The sequence below is a fragment of the Streptomyces griseoflavus genome, from assembly GCF_014649995.1.
In the GTDB taxonomy this organism is placed as follows: domain Bacteria; phylum Actinomycetota; class Actinomycetes; order Streptomycetales; family Streptomycetaceae; genus Streptomyces; species Streptomyces griseoflavus.
On sequence record NZ_BMUC01000011.1, the window covers coordinates 1 to 16049 of the forward strand.

The window sequence follows — 16049 nt, forward strand, 5'->3', positions numbered from 1 at the left end:
CATGCTCCGCGACGGCACCTTCTACGAGCCGAGGAGCCCCCGACTCGCTTGACGAAGGACATAGAGGCACCCCCCCGGCGGGGCCCCGAGGGTCCTTCCGGGACGGACGGCGTGGGTCGGGGCCGCCCGGTCCCCCCGGCAGGGACGGCCGGCACCTCGCGCCCGGCACGCTTCCGTCCGACGCTGGAACCGTCACGCCCCCGAGGCCGAGGAGCGCAGCGTCATGGTCCGTCACGTGTACGACTTCACCGAGGGCGGCCGTGACATGGCCGGTCTCCTCGGCGGCAAGGGTGCGAACCTGGCCGAGATGACCCGTCTCGGACTCCCCGTACCGCCGGGCTTCACCCTCACCACCGAGGCGTGCCGGGCCTTCCTGGCCACGGGCGGCGAACCCGCGGGTCTGTGGGAGGAGGTCTCCGCGCACCTGTCGGCCCTCGAGGCGTCCGCCGGCCGGCTGCTGGGACAGCCGGACGACCCGCTGCTGCTGTCCGTCCGCTCCGGCGCCCGGTTCTCCATGCCCGGCATGATGGAGACGATCCTCGACATCGGGCTGAACGACGACTCCGTCCTCGGGCTGGCCAAGGCCTCCGGCAGCGAGCGCTTCGCCCGGGACTCCTACCGCCGCCTGGTCCAGATGTTCGGCAGCACGGTCATGGGCGTCGACGCCGCCTCCTTCGAGCACGCCCTCGCCGTCCTGAAGGGCTCGCGCGGTGTGCGGGACGACGTGCACCTGACGGCGACCGACCTGGCCGGGCTGGTCGAGACCTACAAGGACCTGATCCACCGGGAGACCGGGGAACACTTCCCGCAGTCCCCCGCCGAGCAGCTGCGCCGGGCGGTACTGGCCGTGTTCGAGTCCTGGAACGGGGAACGCGCCCGGCTGTACCGGCGGCGCGAGCACATCGCCGACGACCTCGGAACCGCCGTCAACGTGCAGCGCATGGTCTTCGGCAACCTGGGGTCCGACTCCGGCAGCGGCGTCGCCTTCACCCGGGACCCCGCCACCGGACGCCCCGGCCTGTACGGCGACTACCTGCCCGACGCGCAGGGCGAGGACGTCGTCGCCGGCATCCGCAACACCGTGCCCCTGAGCGAGCTGGAGCGTCTGGACCCCACGTCGTACGCCCGCCTGCGGACACACATGGAGACCCTGGAGCGGCACTACCGCGACCTGTGCGACATCGAGTTCACCATCGAGCGCGGCATGCTGTGGATGCTCCAGACACGGGTCGGCAAGCGCACCGCCGAGGCCGCGTTCGTCCTCGCCGCCGAGCTGGCCGACGAGGGACTCATCACCCCGGACGAGGCGCTGGCCCGGGTGAGCGGCGAGGGCCTGGCCCGGCTGATGTTCCCGCGGTTCGACGCCTCGGCGGCCGGCACCGCGCTGGCCCGCGGTGTCCCGGCCTCCCCCGGCGCGGCGGTCGGCGCCGTGGTCTTCGACACCACCCGGGCCGTGCGCCGCGCCGCCGCCGGCGAGAAGGTCGTCCTCGTCCGGCAGGAGACCACCCCCGACGACCTGCCCGGCATGATCGCCGCCCAGGCGGTCCTCACCAGCCGGGGCGGCAAGACCAGCCACGCGGCCGTCGTCGCCCGCGGCATGGGCAAGGTCTGCGTGTGCGGCGCCGAGGAGCTCACCGTGGACACCGGGGCCCGGCGCCTCACCACCGCGGACGGCACCGTCGTCGAGGAGGGCACCGTCGTCTCGGTCGACGGCTCCGCGGGAGCGGTGTACGCGGGCTCGGTCCCGCTGGTGGACTCGGCGGTCATCAGGTTCCTGGAGGACGGCCGGCACGACGAGGGCGCGCGGGGCGTGGTCGACGCGGTGGCCCGGGCGCTGTCCCGCGCGGACACCGTCCGGCGGCTGGAGGTGCGGGCCAACGCCGACACCCCGGAGGACGCCGCCCGGGCCCGCCGGTTCGGCGCGCAGGGCGTCGGCCTGTGCCGCACCGAGCACATGTTCCTCGGCGAGCGCCGCAAGCTGGTCGAGCGGATGATCCTGGCCGGCACGGACGCCGCCCGCGACCGGGCCCTGGCGGAACTGCTGCCCCTCCAGCGGCGGGACTTCGCCGGCATCCTGGAGGCGATGGACGGGCTGCCGGTCACCATCCGGCTGCTGGACCCGCCGTTGCACGAGTTCCTGCCGGACCTCACCGACCTGGCGGTGCGGATCGCCGCCGCCGAGGCCCGGGGCGGGGAGGCGGACGCCCACGACGTCGACATGCTGACCGCCGTGCGCCGTATGCACGAGGAGAACCCGATGCTCGGGCTGCGCGGTGTGCGGCTGGGGCTGGTGGTGCCCGGTCTGGTCGCCATGCAGGTCCGCGCGATCGGTGAGGCCGTCGCCGGGCGGCTGCGGGCCGGTGGCGCCCCCCGGGCGGAGATCATGGTCCCGCTCGTCGGTGACGTGCGGGAATTGCGCCTCGTGGGCGAGGAGGTGCGACGGGTTCTGGCGGACGTCTCCCGGGAGTCGGGCGTCACCGTCGACTGCCCCGTCGGCACCATGATCGAGCTGCCCCGGGCGGCCCTGACGGCCGGCCGGATCGCCGAGGAGGCCGAGTTCTTCTCCTTCGGCACCAACGACCTGACCCAGACCACCTGGGGCTTCTCCCGCGACGACGTCGAGGCGGAGTTCTTCTCCGCCTACCTCGACAAGGGTGTCTTCCCCGTCTCGCCGTTCGAGACGCTCGACCGCGACGGGGTCGGCCGGCTGGTGGGCATCGCCGTCGCCGAGGGCCGCGCCACCCGCCCGGACCTCACGATCGGGGTGTGCGGCGAACACGGCGGCGACCCCGACTCGGTGCACTTCTTCCACGGCGCGGGACTGGACTACGTCTCCTGCTCGCCGTTCCGGGTGCCGGTGGCGCGCCTGGAGGCGGGCCGGGCGGCGCTCGGGGACACCGCGGGGAGCGACAGCGGGTGAGACCGCCGGGGCCCCTCGGCCCCGGTGCCGGGGGCCGACCGCCCCTGCGGGCGGGGCCGGCCGCCTCTGGGACCCGGACGGAAAGCGCAGCAGTCTTGAGGTGTCGCGGAACGATCACAGGGAGTGGAGCACATGACCGCCAAGGACATCGGTACCCGTGAGACCACCGCCCCCGTCCGGGTGCGCGCCGACGGCGGGGTGGACGAGGACTCCGTCGCCTACCTCCGCGAGAAGGTAGGCACCGCACTGGACCGGCCCGGACTGCCGCCGGCGAGCGGTGAGGTGCGCGTGTCCCGGGCCGTGGCCCACCACGTCGCGCTGCCCTGGTCCGCCGGGGCCGAGATCCGGGTCGGTGGCGACCTCGTCGTCGTCCACGCCCGCGAGGCGACCGCCCGTGAACTCGCCGACCGGCTCCACGACCGGCTGCGCGCCGGCGTCGAACGCGTCGTCCACCGGGACGCCACCGTCCGCCGGACGGCCGTGCCGCCCCCGTGGCGCGGCGGTCCGCAGAAGTAGGCGCCGCACGGCGCCGCCCGCCCCGGCGGGAGGGCCGGAGCCGGCCTCCGGCCCTCCCCGTCGCGCTCGCGAAGGAGATTCCGCCATGACCGCTCACACCGTCGGTGAAGTGATGACCAGGGACGTCGTGCAGGCGCACCGGACGACACCGTTCAAGGAGGTGGTGCGGCTGCTCGAGCACCACCGGATCAGCGGGCTCCCGGTGGTGGACGCCGACGACAAGGTCCTCGGTGTCCTGTCCGGGAGCGATCTGGTGCGCGCCCAGGCACACCGGGACGGCTGCGCACCGCCCTCCGCCCTCGCGGCGGGGGACGTGATGTCGAGTCCCGCGATCACCGTGCACCCGGAGCAGACCGTGGCGGACGCGGCCCGGCTGATGGAGCGCCGGGGCGTCGAGCGGCTGCCCGTGGTCGACGAGGCCGACCGGCTCATCGGCATCGCCACCCGCCGCGACCTCCTCCGGGTGTTCCTGCGGGCCGACGACGACATCCGCCGGCAGGTGACCGGGGACATCGTCGTCGGCGCGCTGGACCTGCCGTCCGACGCCGTCCTCGTCTCCGTGCGCGACGGGGTCGTCACCCTGGCCGGCCGGGTCGAACGGCGCAGTCAGGCGCCGGAGCTCGTGCGCGCCGTCTGGCGCCTGGAAGGCGTGGTCGGGGTGGTGAACCGGCTCGGCTTCCGCACCGACGACTGCCTGGCGCCCACCCGGCTCGCTCCCGCCGGGAACCCGTGAACGCGGCGGCGGGCGGCGGCGCACCCCGGGCGGGAGGGGTGGGGCCGACCATCCCCGCTGGACCGGGACGCAAGGGCGCGGGAGGGGTCCTTCGGCGTGTGGAGGCCCTCGCCGCCGTGGAGCGGCTGCGCGACGCCGTGGGCATCGAGCCGTCGTTGCGGGACCTCGGCGTCGACGAGCGGGACTTCCTCGACGCCCTGCCCCAGCAGGCCCTCAACGCCTACGAGGACCAGTGCGCTCCCGCCGGTCCGCGGATGCCCGTGCCGGACGGCACGCAGGCGCTCATGCGCACCGCCCACCACGGCTGACCTCGGAGCCGGTGGTCGACCGGTCCGAAGCCGCCGTAGGGGAGTTCCCGGGCTCCCGTACGGCGGCTTTCGGCGTTCCGGGCGCGGCACCGCGCCCGGCTGGGGGCGGCGACCGGGCATGCGAAACACCTCACATCCAGATACCCCCCGGGGCATAGACCGGAGCCTGTTACGGTTGAGCCATGCATACCCCCCTGGGTATCGCTGAAGGCAAGCGAGCAGGAGTCCCCGCATGGTTCCCGAGATCGACCAGCGCACGTTCGCGGCGGCGCACGCCGCAGGCGCCCTCGTCCTCGACGTCCGCGATCGCGGTGAGTACCGCGCCGGCCACGTCCCCGGCGCCCGGTCGGCACCGCTGCCCGACCTTCCCCTGACCCTCGCCGCGCTGCCCAAGGACCGGCCGGTCCACGTGATCTGTCAGAGCGGCGGCCGCAGCGCACAGGCGACCGCCCTGCTCCGCGACCTGGGCTACGACGCCCACAGCGTCAGCGGCGGCACCGCCGCCTGGATCGACGCCGGCCGCCCGGCGGCCACGGGCGACGAGCCCGGTGCCCCCACCGCCCCCGAGGAGACGCGATGATCACCGTCCTGCCCGTCGAGACCCCCGGCCTGGGCGACCGCACCTACCTCGCCCACGACGGTTCCGTGGCCCTGGTCGTCGACCCCCAGCGCGACTACGACCGCGTGACCGCGCTGGCCGACGCGGCCGGAGTGCGGATCACCCACGTGTTCGAGACACACATCCACAACGACTACGTCACCGGCGGCCTGGCCCTGGCCCGCGAGGTCGGCGCGCGGTACCTGGTGAACGCCGACGACGAGGTCTCCTACGAGCGGACCCCGGTGCGCGACGGCCAGGTGATCGAGGTCGGCGACACCCTGCGGGTGCGGGCCATCCACACCCCCGGCCACACCCACACCCACCTCTCCTACGCCCTGGAGGCCGACGGGGAACAGGTCGCGGTGTTCACCGGTGGCTCCCTGCTGTACGGCTCCACCGGACGGCCGGACCTCCTGGGCCCGGACCACACCGGCACCCTGGTACGCGCCCAGTGGCGCTCGGCACGGCGGCTGGCGGACGAACTGCCGGACGAAACGGCCGTCTACCCCACCCACGGGTTCGGCTCGTTCTGCTCCGCCACCCAGGCCACCGGCCTGGCCAGCACCATCGGCGAGGAGAAGCGCACCAACACCGCGCTGACCGCCGACGAGGAGTCCTACGTCGCCCAGCTCCTGGCCGGCCTGGACGCCTACCCGGCCTACTACGCCCACATGGGCCCGGCCAACGCCGGCGGGCCCGGCAAGCCGGACCTGTCCGCGCCGTCCGTCGCGGACCCGGCCGAGCTGCGCCGCCGGATCGAGGCCGGCGAGTGGGTGGTGGACCTGCGCGACCGCACCGCCTTCGCCGCCGGGCACCTGGCCGGCAGCCTCAACTTCGGCCTGGACGGCCAGTTCGTCACCTACCTGGGCTGGCTGATCCCATGGGGCACCCCGCTCACCCTGCTCGGGGAGAGCGCCGCGGACGTGGCCGAGGCCCAGCGCGAACTGGTCCGCATAGGCATCGACCGCCCGGCCGCCATGGCCACCGGCAGTCCCGGGGACTGGTCCGGCGGCGAGCCCCTGGCCTCGTACGAGCGCGCCACCTTCGGCGACCTGAAGGCCGCCCTGGCCGGCGACGACGACTTCGTCGTCCTGGACGTGCGCCGCGACCAGGAACGCGAAGAGGCGCACATCCCCGGCACGGTGCACATCCCCATCCACGAGGTGCCGGGCCGCCTCGGGGAGATCCCCGCGGGCCGCGTCTGGGTGCACTGCGCCGGCGGCTACCGCGCGGGAGTCGTCGCCGCACTGCTCCACGCCCGCGGCCGCGACGTCGTCGCCGTCGACGACAGCTTCGACCACGCCCGCGACCTGGACCTGTGCGCCCTCCCCTCCGAAACCCCCGCATCCTCCGACAACCGACAGGAGATCAACGCGTGACCGCCTCCGCCACCCCCCGCAGCCTGACCATCGGCGAACTGCGCGCCAGGCTCGACTCGGCCAACCCGCCCCGGCTGCTCGACGTCCGTTCCCCCGCCGAGTTCGAGGGAGCGCACATCCCCGGCTCCTACAACGTCCCGCTGGCCACCCTGCGCGAACACCGCGAGGAGCTGACCCGGCACCTGGACACCGACGTGGTGCTGGTGTGCCGCTCCGGCCAGCGGGCCGGGCAGGCCGAACGTGCCCTCGCCGAGGCCGGACTGCCCGGTCTGGCGGTCCTGTCGGGCGGCATGACCGCCTGGGAGAAATCCGGCGCCCCGACGAACTACGGCCAGGAGCGCTGGGACATGGAGCGCCAGGTCCGCCTGGTCGCCGGCTCCCTGGTGCTGGTCGGCGCCGTCGGCAGTTTCCTCGTCCCCGGAATGCAGGCGCTGTCCGCGTTCGTCGGCGGCGGACTGGCCTTCGCCGCGATCAGCAACACCTGCGCCATGGGCGTGCTGCTGTCGAAGATGCCGTGGAACCGCACCCCGTCCTTCGACCCGCGCAAGGCCGTCGCCCGGCTCGCCGACGGCAGGTGACCGTCATGACGCTGACGCTGGTCCTCGTCCTCGCGCTGCTGGTCGGCGTCTCCCTCGGCCTGCTCGGGGGAGGCGGGTCGATCCTGACCGTCCCGCTGCTGGTCTACGTCGCGGGCATGGACGCCAAGGAGGCCATCGCCACCTCCCTGTTCGTCGTCGGCGTCACCTCCGCCGTGGGCATGATCAACCATGCCCGCGGCGGACGGGTCCGCTGGCGCACCGGCGTCCTGTTCGGAGCGGCCGGCATGGCCGGCGCCTACACCGGCGGGCTCATCGGCGGCCACATCCCCGACATGGTCCTGCTGATCGCCTTCGCCGTCATGATGATCGTCACCGCCGCCGCCATGCTCCGCGGGAGGCGCACCACCGGCCCCGACCGGGCCCACCGGCAACTCCCCGTTGGACGCGTCCTGCTGGACGGCGCGGCCGTGGGCCTGGCCACCGGCCTGGTCGGCGCGGGCGGCGGCTTCCTCGTGGTCCCCGCGCTGGCGCTGCTGGGCGGGCTGCCCATGCCGGTGGCCATCGGCACCTCGCTCCTGGTCATCGCGATGAAGTCGGCGGCCGGCTTCGCCGGCTACCTCTCCAGCGTCCAGATCGACTGGGGCCTGACCCTGGCCGTGACCGGGTTCGCGGTCGTCGGCAGTCTCGCCGGCGCGCGGCTGGCCGGGCGCGTCCCCGCGGACGTCCTCTCCCGGCTGTTCGCCTGGTTCGTCCTGGCCATGGGCACTTTCGTCCTGGTCCAGCAGGCCCCCGCCCGGATCGCGGTCCCGGTCCTGGCGGCCCTCGCGGCGCTGGGCGCCGGCGCGGGTCTCTGCTACGGCTTCGCCGCCCGCTGTCCGCTGCGACGGGCCGTCCACCGGGTCTAGCGCTTCCCGGCCCGGCCCACCACTGCCACGGCCCCGGCGTCCCGTCCCCTCGGCGCGCCGGGGCAACGGCATGCGTGCGGACCGGGGAATGCCCCGCCCCCTTCGCGTGTTCCTTACCCCAGGGGGTATCGACCCGGGCATTCCGGCGAAACGGAGAGGACCACCCCATGAGCACCGTCGCACTGACCGCCGCGAACTTCGAGAAGACCGTCACCGGCAACGACATCGTCCTGGTCGACTTCTGGGCCGCGTGGTGCGGACCGTGCCGGATGTTCGCCCCCGTCTACGAGAAGGCCTCCGAGGCGCACTCCGACATCGTCTTCGGCAAGGTCGACACCGAGGCGGAGCAGGCACTCGCAACCGCCGCGGACATCACCTCGATCCCCACCCTGATGGCCTTCCGCGAAGGCATCCTGGTCTTCTCCCAGCCGGGCGCCCTGCCGCCGCAGGCCCTGGACGAGCTGGTCACCGCCGTCCGCGGACTCGACATGGACGAGGTACGCGCCTCCCTCACCACCGCGAGCCCCGGCCGTTGACCACCGCCGGTCCGCGACCGGCCCTTCGAGAGGACACCCCATGGTCCAGCTTCCCGCCGACCAGGTACGGTCGGCCGCCAACCGCCTCAAGCGCGCCCAGGGACAGCTCGCCGGCGTCGTCCGCATGCTGGAGGACGGACGCGACTGCGAGGACGTCGTCACGCAGCTCGCCGCCGTCAACCGCGCCCTGGACCGCGCCGGCTTCGCCATCGTCGCCAGCGGCCTCAAGGAGTGCCTGAGCCAGGAGGGCGGCGCCGACAGCCTCGACACCCAGAAGATGGAAAGGCTCTTCCTCTCCCTCTCCTGAGACGCCACCGGCGCCGAGGGGAGCCGAGCCGCCTCCCCCGGGACGCGGGGCCGAGCCGAGGGCGCCGACCCGCCGTTTCGACTCCGCCCCCGGCCGGCCGGTCAGCGCTCGGGGCAGGGTGTGACCAGCGGCACCCAGGGCACCGGTGAAGCCGCACGGACGAGCGGCCCGCCACGGATGGCGGCCGCGTCCATCACCGTGCAGGCATCGAGCCCGGCCGGCCCGCTGAGCGAGACGACCAGCACCGAGCAGCCGTACGCGACCGCCACGTCCAGCAGCCCCTTGGCCGCCCCCAGCCGTCCGGCACGGCCGGCGGGGCGGTGGTAGACGGCGGACGTGTGGGCGATACCGGCCCGGGCCACGCGGGGCAGGGCCCGCCCCGCCACCGCGCGCACCGCGGCGCTGTCCGGCGGGCGCGCCACGGCCCCCGGGATCAGGGACGGCAGCACCGCGATCAGCAGCAGTGGGCCGCCGCGGGCGTCGGCCAGCCTGATGGCGGCCTCCACCACGGGGACGTCGTCGAGGCGGTCGGCCAGCACGGCGGCCACCGGAAACCGAGGGCGCGAGCGACCTGGTCCGGACGCGGGGCGGGAGGAGTTCACGGCCGCGGCGCCTTCCGGGCGGGGAGGGACACGGGGAGGTGCGGTCATGGCGACTCCTTGTCGTGCGTACTGTGCCGGGCGGCGGGAGTGAGGGCCGCCGCGCCGCGGGTCTCGTCCCCGGCCGTTCCGGAGGGCCGGCCCCGGGTGGCGATCAGCGACCACACGATGGACACGGTGATCGTGGTGACGATGACGCCGAGGGTGAGGGGAATGGGCAGCTTGCCCACGGGCGTCTCGGACAGGATGAGCTTGACGCCGGCGAAGGCGAGCAGGACCGCGAGGCCGTAGTGCAGGTACGGGAAGCGGCGCAGCAGTCCGGCGAGGCAGAAGTACAGGCTGCGCAGGCCCAGGACGGCGAAGGCGTTGGCGGTCCACACCAGGAAGGTGTTGGTGGTGATCGCGAGGACCGCGGCGACGGAGTCGACGGCGAAGACGAGGTCGGTCGCCTCGATCGCGACGAGGACCACGAACAGCAGCGTCGCGACGCGCCTGCCGCCGACGCGGACGAAGAACGAGTCGCCGTGGAACCGCGGATCGGTGGGGATGAGTTTCCTGACCAGGCGAACGACAGGGTTGCGGTCGGGGTGGACCTCCTCGTCCTTGGAGACGGCCATCCTCCACCCGGTCCAGATCAAGAAGGCACCGAAGAGGTAGGCGGTCCAGAAGAACACGCGCAGGAGCTCGGCGCCGACGAAGATGAACACCAGCCGGGCCGCCAGTGCGCCGATGACACCCCAGAACAGCACCTTGTGCTGGTAGCCGTCGGGCACGGCGAAGAACGAGAAGACCAGCGCGAAGACGAAGACGTTGTCGATCGACAGGGCCTTCTCGATCAGGTAGCCGGCGTAGTAGGTGGAGGCGGTTTCGCCGCCTTGCCAGGCCAGCAGGATCAGGCCGAACCCCAGGCCGACGGCGATCCACAGCGCGCTCCACAGCGCGGCCTCACGGAAGCCGATCACGTGGTTGTCGCGGTGGGCGATCAGGTCGACGGCGAGCATCACGCCGATACCGGCGGTGACCGCCGCCCACATCCACAGGGGGACGGCGAAGGACAGTTCGTTCATGGTTGCTCGGCTTCCTCGGACGGGAGCGACACGTCCAGCGTCATCCGGCCCTCAATCTGCGTCAAGAATTACGCGAAATATTTTTCGTCAATCTTCTTTCGCGAGACTTCTTCGGTCAGACGAAACCGGCTTCGTAGGATGGGGTCCGTGAGCCAGCCCTCCGCCAAGCGCGGCGACCAGTGGACGTTCCTGACCAACCACGCCCGTGTCCTGATCGCCCTCGCCCGTGACCCGGAAGCACGGGGACGCGACGTCGCCGACCTCATCGGCATCACCGAACGCGCCGTGCAACTGATCGTCGCCGACCTGGAGGCGGCCGGATATCTCACCCGCACTCGCGTCGGCCGCCGCAACCGCTACACCATCGACCCCACCGTGGCCCTGCGTCACCCCAGCGAAGCCGACCACCCCGTGGGTGACCTGCTGGCCACCTTCCTGCACCGCGAGGACACCCCCGCCGAGGACACCGGGAGCACCGTCTCCTGACCATCCACCGCCCTGCGAGCGCCACCGCGGGCGGGCGGAGGCAGAGGTTCCGGCAAGTGGCGGCTCGCCGCACCGCGTCCCACACTGGTTCTCGTGTCACGGAGAGCGGGCCGCTCAACGAGGAGCGCCCGCCTCGTCCCCCGGCGGCCGGAACGCACGCGCCGGGCCCATGGGCACACGCACGGGCCGGTCCGGACCGCCCTCGCCTCCGACAGCACACGTGACGTCACCAGCGATCCCCCCTCCCGACAGCACCCGTACGCCACCCGACCGAACGACTCGTCGCGTGGCACGTCCGGGGAGCCGCACCCGGGAAGCCGGGCCCCATTCGACCGGGGCCCTCGTGAAGGGAGTCTCGACGATGAACGCACGCAGCAGGAAGATCGCCACCGCCACCGCCGGGGCCTGCGTCCTCACCCTCTCCGCGGCAGTACCCGCCGCCGCAGACGGTAGCGCGCAGGAGGACGGCAAGGCATCCGTGTCCGTCTTCCATGGCGTTCCGGGCCTGACCGTCGACGTGTTCGCCAACGGCCGGGAACTGATCCCGGACTTCGAGCCCGGCACCCTGACCGAGCCGCAGTCCCTGGACCCGGGCACCTACGACATCGAGGTCTTCGCCGACGGCCAGGGCCCCGACGGCGATCCCGCCATCCAGAAGAGCGTCGAGGTACCGGCCGGGGCGAACGCCACGCTGGCGGCCCACCTCGACGCGCAGGGCGACCCCACGCTCACCGCGTTCGTCAACGACACCTTCGAGGTGCCGGCCGGCCAGTCGCGGCTGACCGTCCGTCACGTGGCCGCGGCACCCGCCGTGGACGTCCGTGCGGGCGGCAAGCCGGTCATCGAGGACCTGACCAACCCGAACGAGAAGTCGCTCGAGGTGCCCGCCGGCACGGTGAACGCCGATGTCGTCCTGGCCGGGACCAGCACCGTGGCCATCGGCCCCGCCGACCTCGACCTCGCCGAGGGCACCGGCACCATCGTCTACGCCTGGGGCAGCGCCGAGGACGACAACCTCGCGCTGAAGACGCAGACGATCAGCGGCATGGACTCCGCGCCGAACGGTGTGGACGCCGGCGGGAACGGTGCGATGGCCTCCGCCAACGAGTCCGCCACCGCCTGGCTCGCCTGGGGCGCCACGGGCGCCGTCGCGGTCGCCGGACTGCTCGCCGCCCGCCGCCGGTACACCCGCAGCGGCTGACGGCCGTGCGCCGCTCCACCGGGGGCGGGCGACCGTCCGCGGCGGCCCTCGCGGCCGCCGCGGTCGTCGCCGCCGTCCTGGCGGCCCTGCTGGCCTGGTCCCTGCGGCCGGCCACGGCCCCGGCACCGCCGGACTTCGGCGACCGGCCACGGGCCCTCGAGCCCGGGGTCGGGCCCTCGTCGGGGGTCCGCGACGGCGGGCGGGGCGAGGCGCGGCAACCGTCCGCCCCCGTGCCCGAGCCGACGAGGCTGCGCATTCCACGGGTGTCCCTGGACGCCCGGGTGCACCCCGTCGGCGTCGGGGACGACGGCACGGCGGAGATCCCCGGCGACGCGGGGCGGGTCGGCTGGTACCGCCACGGCCCCGCACCGGGCGCCCCCGACGGGTCCGCCGTCCTCCTCGGCCACGTGGACGACCGCACCGGCGACCTGGGCGCCTTCGCCCAGCTGTACGAGGTCCGCGAGGGCGACGACGTCACCGTCGCCCGCGAGGGCGCGCCCCCTGCCCGCTACGAGGTGACGGCCCGTGAGGTGGTCGACAAGGACAGGCTCCCCGACGAGGTCTTCCGGCGCCTTGGACGGCCCGTCCTGACCCTGATCACCTGCGCGCCCCCGTATGACCGCGAACACGGCGGCTACCAGCGGAACCTGCTGGTGTACGCCGTTCCCGTCCCCGGGCACGGCTGACCGCGGCCGCCCGTCGGCACGGCGCGGCGGAACGGTCCGGCGAGCGCCGACGCCGGCTCGCCGTCCGGCGGACGGACGGCGCCCCTCACGCGCCGGCTGTCGGCCGTTGCCGTTCCGGGTGTCCGGGGCAGCGCATCAGCGTGCCCTTCCCCGCGGCTTCAGGGGCGTGTTCGGCAGCTCCGGCGCCGGCAGCGGGGCCCCGTCGTACCCGTGCACCTCACCGAAGCGGGTGCCGTTCATCCAGTCCTCGCGGGCCCGCACGATGTCCTCGTGCGAGCGGCCGATGAAGTTCCACCACATGACGATCTCCTCGTCGAAGGGCGGTCCGCCCAGCAGGATCAGGCGTGCCGCCCCGGGCCCCCGGTTGGTCAGGGTGAGCGCCGTGCGGCCGGGGGCCGCGTATCCGAGTTCGGCCGGCAGGACGGCGGTTCCCCCGACGAGGACGTCGCCCGTGTCGACGAGGACGCCGTGTTCGAAGGCGGGGTCGACGGGGAGGGTCGTCACGGCGCCCGGGGCCAGGGTCAGTTCGGCGCCCAGCAGTGGGGTGAAGGTCCGCACGGGGGACGTGGCGCCCGCGAGCGAGCCGAGGAAGACGCGCGCCTCACCGCCGTCCAGCGGCAGCGGCTGCGGGACGTGGTGCTGGAAGTCGCGTGCCGTGTCCCGGTGTTCGCGGGGCAGCGCCACCCACAGCTGCACCCCGTGCAGGACCGTGGTGTCCGGCGTGGACACCTCCGAGTGGCTGATGCCGTGGCCGCCGGTCATCAGGTTCAGTTCGCCGGGACGGACGTAGGCGTGGCTGCCCAGGCTGTCGCGGTGCTCGATCTCGCCGCTGAACAGCCAGCTCACCGTCTGCAGACCGGTGTGCGGGTGGGGAGCGACATCCATGCCGCCGGTGCCGGCGACGTCGTCGGGGCCGTAGTGGTCGGCGAAGCACCAGGCGCCGATGAGTGTCCGGGCCCGCTGCGGCAGGGTGCGCCGGACCCGCATCGCGCGCGGCCCGCCGAGCGGCACGTCCCGCGCGGTGAGCATCTCGACGTCGGCCGGGCGCGCCGCCTCCGCCTCGCCGCCGCACTTCAGCTCCGGCGGCCGTGTCTCCGTGTTGCTCATGCCGTCCACCCTCCACCCAGGAAGTTCAATTTTCAATATTAATGAGGCGACTGCAGGACCCGGGTCACACCCCCGTCGCCACCGGACGGCGCACCAGGTAGCCGGCCGCGGTCACCACCAAGGCTCCCATGCAGGCGATGAACACCAGTCCCGCGCCTTCCAGGCCCATCGGTTCCGACAGCAGGCCGACACCGATGACCGGCACCGAGATCCCCGCGTACGCCACCACGAACAGCGACGAGATCACCGCGGCCCGCCGGTCCGCCGGGGACGCCCCGCTCACGGCGGACAGCGCTCCGCGGAACGCCAGGCCCTGGCCGAATCCGCCGACGACCGCGCTCAGCACCACCAGGATCAGCAGGTCCCAGGAGAGCGCGGCGGCGAGCAGGGCCAGCCCCGCGAGGAGCCCGACGCAGCCCAGCGGCAGCGACCGTCCCACGCCGACCCGGCCGACGGCCATCTGACCGCCGGTGGAGGCGAAGAACGCCAGCGCCACGACCACTCCGCTCACCGCGTGGTCGGTGACGTCCAGGGACTGCGCGAGGAACGCCGGGCTGACGGAGGTGAACACACCGAACAGGGAGAAGCCGACGAACGCGGCGGTCGCCGCCGGCCCGAACACCTGTCGGACCCCCGCGGGCACCCCGGGCCGCTGCGGCCGTACGGTCCGCAGCGGCCGGCGTTCCTCCACCGTCTCGGGCAGCCACAGCAGAACCGCGGCCGAGCAGGCCACCAATGCCAGGTGCACGGCGAACGGCAGGTACAGCGGCCACGGCGCGTACTGGGCGAGCACCCCGGCGAGCAGCGGGCCGCAGCCGAGCCCGCCCATGTTGACGGCCGTGGCGACGAACGTGGCCCGGGAGCCGCCGCCGGGCGGGGCCGATTCCATGACGTACGCGGTGGCGGCCCCGGTGAACAGACCCGCGGACAGCCCCGAGAGCAACCGCCCGGCGTACAGCCAGCCGATCCCGGTGGCGCTCAGGAAGCACACCCCGCTCGCGGCCGCGCAGCCCAGGCCCCACAGCAGCACCGGGCGTCTGCCGACGGCGTCCGAGGCGTTCCCGGCGAGCAGCAGCACGCCGATGACCGCGAAGGCGTACACGGCGTACACGACGGTGACCGTCAGCTCGGAGAAGCCGAACTTCTGCTGGTACAGGGGGTAGAGCGGGGTCGGCAGCGTGGTGCCGGTCATGCACACCGCGAAGACGGCACCGCCGAGCAGACACACCCGCCACCCGCGGCGATCACCGGCCATGGCCCGACGCTAACCCCCGACCCGGGCGCCCTTCCGGCACGCCACGGCCGGGGCACGGTCAGGGTGATTTTGCAGAGCGTGCATTTTTGCATAGCATGCACGACATGACGGGGAAGGACAGCGCGGGCGGCGGGCTGCGGGAACGCAAGAAGCGGGCCACGCGGGCGGCTCTCGCGGAGGCCGCGGTGCGCCTCGCCGCCGAGCACGGGGCGGACCACGTCACCGTCGAGGCGATCAGCGCGGCCGCCGGAGTCTCCGTACGCACCTTCTTCAACTACTTCGACTCGCGTGACGACGCCTTCGTCGTCGTCGACGCGGACGTCGGCGTGCGGGTGCGCCGGGCGCTCCTCGACGCTCCGGCGGACCTGACGCCCCTGGAGGCGCTGCGCGAAGCGCTCGCCGCCGAGCTGGCGGAGGCCGAGAGGCAGTACGAGCTGTGGAGCCTGCACGCCGAGGTGCTGCGTGCGGCCCCGCACCTGCTCGTACGCAGCCTCGGCGCCCAGATGGCCGACGAGGCGGGCCTCGCCGAGGTCATCGCGGAGCGGATCACCCCGGGCGCGCGGGAGAGCGGGACCACCCAGTCCCCCGGCGGCGAGGGCCGTGCGATCGCCCTGTATCCGCGCCTGCTCGCGGCGGTGGCCGGTACGGCGGTCCGGGTGAGCGTGCAGCACTGGTGCGACCGGCAGGACGAAGACGTCCCCTTCGCCGACGTGTTCCGCGAGGTGTTCGCCCTGCTCGCCGCCGGGCTGCCGGCACCGGCCCGGTAGACGCCGCGCGCCAGCCCGGAGCGGCCGCCGCCCCTCCGCCCCCCTTTTCCCCGACGGGGCGCGACCCCGCTTTCACCACCGATCCGTTGAGAGAGACGACCGTGACCGCAACACAGGCGCCTGATACGGCGCCGCCC

17 protein-coding genes and 1 pseudogene are annotated in these 16049 nt (G+C 73.9%); 14 read left to right on the forward strand and 4 right to left on the reverse strand.

Translation table 11 applies throughout. The features are described from left to right. The first annotated feature begins 223 nt into the window (after positions 1 to 223). The 10 genes and pseudogenes from ppdK to IE172_RS22510 all read left to right on the forward strand — a co-directional run bounded on the left by ppdK (position 224) and on the right by IE172_RS22510 (position 8744). A complete protein-coding gene (ppdK, locus tag IE172_RS22465) occupies positions 224 to 2920 on the forward strand; it encodes a pyruvate, phosphate dikinase (RefSeq protein ID WP_190099094.1) in 2697 nt (898 codons plus the stop codon). 132 nt (positions 2921 to 3052) lie between these two features. Continuing rightward, on the forward strand, positions 3053 to 3436 hold the full coding sequence (locus tag IE172_RS22470; protein WP_190099095.1) for a hypothetical protein: 384 nt from the start codon (positions 3053 to 3055) through the stop codon (positions 3434 to 3436). An 85-nt stretch (positions 3437 to 3521) separates the two neighbouring features. Beyond that, positions 3522 to 4169, forward strand: coding sequence for a CBS domain-containing protein (locus tag IE172_RS22475; RefSeq protein WP_190099096.1), 648 nt, complete (start codon positions 3522 to 3524; stop codon positions 4167 to 4169). 98 nt (positions 4170 to 4267) lie between these two features. Continuing rightward, a pseudogene (locus IE172_RS22480) lies at positions 4268 to 4477 on the forward strand (hypothetical protein); the annotation flags it as partial. A 232-nt stretch (positions 4478 to 4709) separates the two neighbouring features. Then, positions 4710 to 5057, forward strand: coding sequence for a rhodanese-like domain-containing protein (locus tag IE172_RS22485; RefSeq protein WP_190099097.1), 348 nt, complete (start codon positions 4710 to 4712; stop codon positions 5055 to 5057). Next, on the forward strand, positions 5054 to 6457 hold the full coding sequence (locus IE172_RS22490) for an MBL fold metallo-hydrolase (protein WP_190099098.1): 1404 nt from the start codon (positions 5054 to 5056) through the stop codon (positions 6455 to 6457). The genes IE172_RS22485 and IE172_RS22490 overlap by 4 nt, the downstream gene beginning before the upstream one ends. Continuing rightward, positions 6454 to 7035, forward strand: coding sequence for a rhodanese-like domain-containing protein (locus IE172_RS22495; protein ID WP_190099099.1), 582 nt, complete (start codon positions 6454 to 6456; stop codon positions 7033 to 7035). Before IE172_RS22490 ends, IE172_RS22495 begins: the two co-directional genes overlap by 4 nt. A gap of 5 nt (positions 7036 to 7040) precedes the next feature. After that, positions 7041 to 7901: a sulfite exporter TauE/SafE family protein gene (locus tag IE172_RS22500; RefSeq protein ID WP_190099100.1), complete on the forward strand. Its 861-nt coding sequence runs from the start codon at positions 7041 to 7043 to the stop codon at positions 7899 to 7901. A gap of 167 nt (positions 7902 to 8068) precedes the next feature. Next, the gene (gene trxA, locus IE172_RS22505) at positions 8069 to 8437 is read left to right on the forward strand and encodes a thioredoxin (protein ID WP_190099101.1); all 369 of its coding nucleotides are present in this window, start codon (positions 8069 to 8071) and stop codon (positions 8435 to 8437) included. A 40-nt stretch (positions 8438 to 8477) separates the two neighbouring features. Continuing rightward, on the forward strand, positions 8478 to 8744 hold the full coding sequence (locus tag IE172_RS22510; protein WP_190099102.1) for a metal-sensitive transcriptional regulator: 267 nt from the start codon (positions 8478 to 8480) through the stop codon (positions 8742 to 8744). 101 nt (positions 8745 to 8845) lie between these two features. On the opposite strand, the gene IE172_RS22515 is transcribed toward IE172_RS22510, so the two are convergent. Next, a complete protein-coding gene (locus IE172_RS22515) occupies positions 8846 to 9283 on the reverse strand; it encodes a universal stress protein (RefSeq protein ID WP_190099103.1) in 438 nt (145 codons plus the stop codon). A gap of 107 nt (positions 9284 to 9390) precedes the next feature. Further along, positions 9391 to 10410 (reverse strand): TerC family protein, encoded by a 1020-nt coding sequence (locus tag IE172_RS22520; RefSeq protein ID WP_229886275.1) that lies wholly within the window; start codon positions 10408 to 10410, stop codon positions 9391 to 9393. A 138-nt stretch (positions 10411 to 10548) separates the two neighbouring features. On the opposite strand from IE172_RS22520, the gene IE172_RS22525 reads away from it, so the two are divergent. The 3 genes from IE172_RS22525 to IE172_RS22535 all read left to right on the forward strand — a co-directional run bounded on the left by IE172_RS22525 (position 10549) and on the right by IE172_RS22535 (position 12783). After that, complete coding sequence (locus tag IE172_RS22525; protein ID WP_190099104.1) at positions 10549 to 10896, forward strand: helix-turn-helix transcriptional regulator; 348 nt, start codon at positions 10549 to 10551, stop codon at positions 10894 to 10896. Positions 10897 to 11257: 361 nt separating this feature from the next. Next, positions 11258 to 12097 (forward strand): DUF4397 domain-containing protein, encoded by an 840-nt coding sequence (locus tag IE172_RS22530; RefSeq protein ID WP_190099105.1) that lies wholly within the window; start codon positions 11258 to 11260, stop codon positions 12095 to 12097. 5 nt (positions 12098 to 12102) lie between these two features. Next, on the forward strand, positions 12103 to 12783 hold the full coding sequence (locus IE172_RS22535) for a class F sortase (protein WP_190099106.1): 681 nt from the start codon (positions 12103 to 12105) through the stop codon (positions 12781 to 12783). A gap of 135 nt (positions 12784 to 12918) precedes the next feature. Here IE172_RS22535 and IE172_RS22540 read toward each other — a convergent pair whose 3' ends face one another. Then, positions 12919 to 13890, reverse strand: coding sequence for a pirin family protein (locus tag IE172_RS22540; RefSeq protein ID WP_190099107.1), 972 nt, complete (start codon positions 13888 to 13890; stop codon positions 12919 to 12921). Between the two features lie 64 nt (positions 13891 to 13954). Then, positions 13955 to 15145, reverse strand: coding sequence for an MFS transporter (locus IE172_RS22545; protein ID WP_190099108.1), 1191 nt, complete (start codon positions 15143 to 15145; stop codon positions 13955 to 13957). A gap of 95 nt (positions 15146 to 15240) precedes the next feature. Here IE172_RS22545 and IE172_RS22550 point away from each other — a divergent pair, with 95 nt between their 5' ends. Continuing rightward, a complete protein-coding gene (locus IE172_RS22550) occupies positions 15241 to 15912 on the forward strand; it encodes a TetR/AcrR family transcriptional regulator (protein WP_190099109.1) in 672 nt (223 codons plus the stop codon). Positions 15913 to 16049: the final 137 nt, after the last annotated feature.

Bases quoted from the DNA above. Each gene is read 5' to 3' on its own strand.
- ppdK (WP_190099094.1), top strand. From the start codon at position 224: ATGGTCCGTCACGTGTACGACTTCACCGAGGGCGGCCGTGACATGGCC.
- IE172_RS22470 (WP_190099095.1), top strand. From the start codon at position 3,053: ATGACCGCCAAGGACATCGGTACCCGTGAGACCACCGCCCCCGTCCGG.
- IE172_RS22475 (WP_190099096.1), top strand. From the start codon at position 3,522: ATGACCGCTCACACCGTCGGTGAAGTGATGACCAGGGACGTCGTGCAG.
- IE172_RS22485 (WP_190099097.1), top strand. From the start codon at position 4,710: ATGGTTCCCGAGATCGACCAGCGCACGTTCGCGGCGGCGCACGCCGCA.
- IE172_RS22490 (WP_190099098.1), top strand. From the start codon at position 5,054: ATGATCACCGTCCTGCCCGTCGAGACCCCCGGCCTGGGCGACCGCACC.
- IE172_RS22500 (WP_190099100.1), top strand. From the start codon at position 7,041: ATGACGCTGACGCTGGTCCTCGTCCTCGCGCTGCTGGTCGGCGTCTCC.
- trxA (WP_190099101.1), top strand. From the start codon at position 8,069: ATGAGCACCGTCGCACTGACCGCCGCGAACTTCGAGAAGACCGTCACC.
- IE172_RS22510 (WP_190099102.1), top strand. From the start codon at position 8,478: ATGGTCCAGCTTCCCGCCGACCAGGTACGGTCGGCCGCCAACCGCCTC.
- IE172_RS22520 (WP_229886275.1), bottom strand. From the start codon at position 10,410: ATGAACGAACTGTCCTTCGCCGTCCCCCTGTGGATGTGGGCGGCGGTC.
- IE172_RS22525 (WP_190099104.1), top strand. From the start codon at position 10,549: ATGGGGTCCGTGAGCCAGCCCTCCGCCAAGCGCGGCGACCAGTGGACG.
- IE172_RS22530 (WP_190099105.1), top strand. From the start codon at position 11,258: ATGAACGCACGCAGCAGGAAGATCGCCACCGCCACCGCCGGGGCCTGC.
- IE172_RS22540 (WP_190099107.1), bottom strand. From the start codon at position 13,890: ATGAGCAACACGGAGACACGGCCGCCGGAGCTGAAGTGCGGCGGCGAG.
- IE172_RS22545 (WP_190099108.1), bottom strand. From the start codon at position 15,145: ATGGCCGGTGATCGCCGCGGGTGGCGGGTGTGTCTGCTCGGCGGTGCC.
- IE172_RS22550 (WP_190099109.1), top strand. From the start codon at position 15,241: ATGCACGACATGACGGGGAAGGACAGCGCGGGCGGCGGGCTGCGGGAA.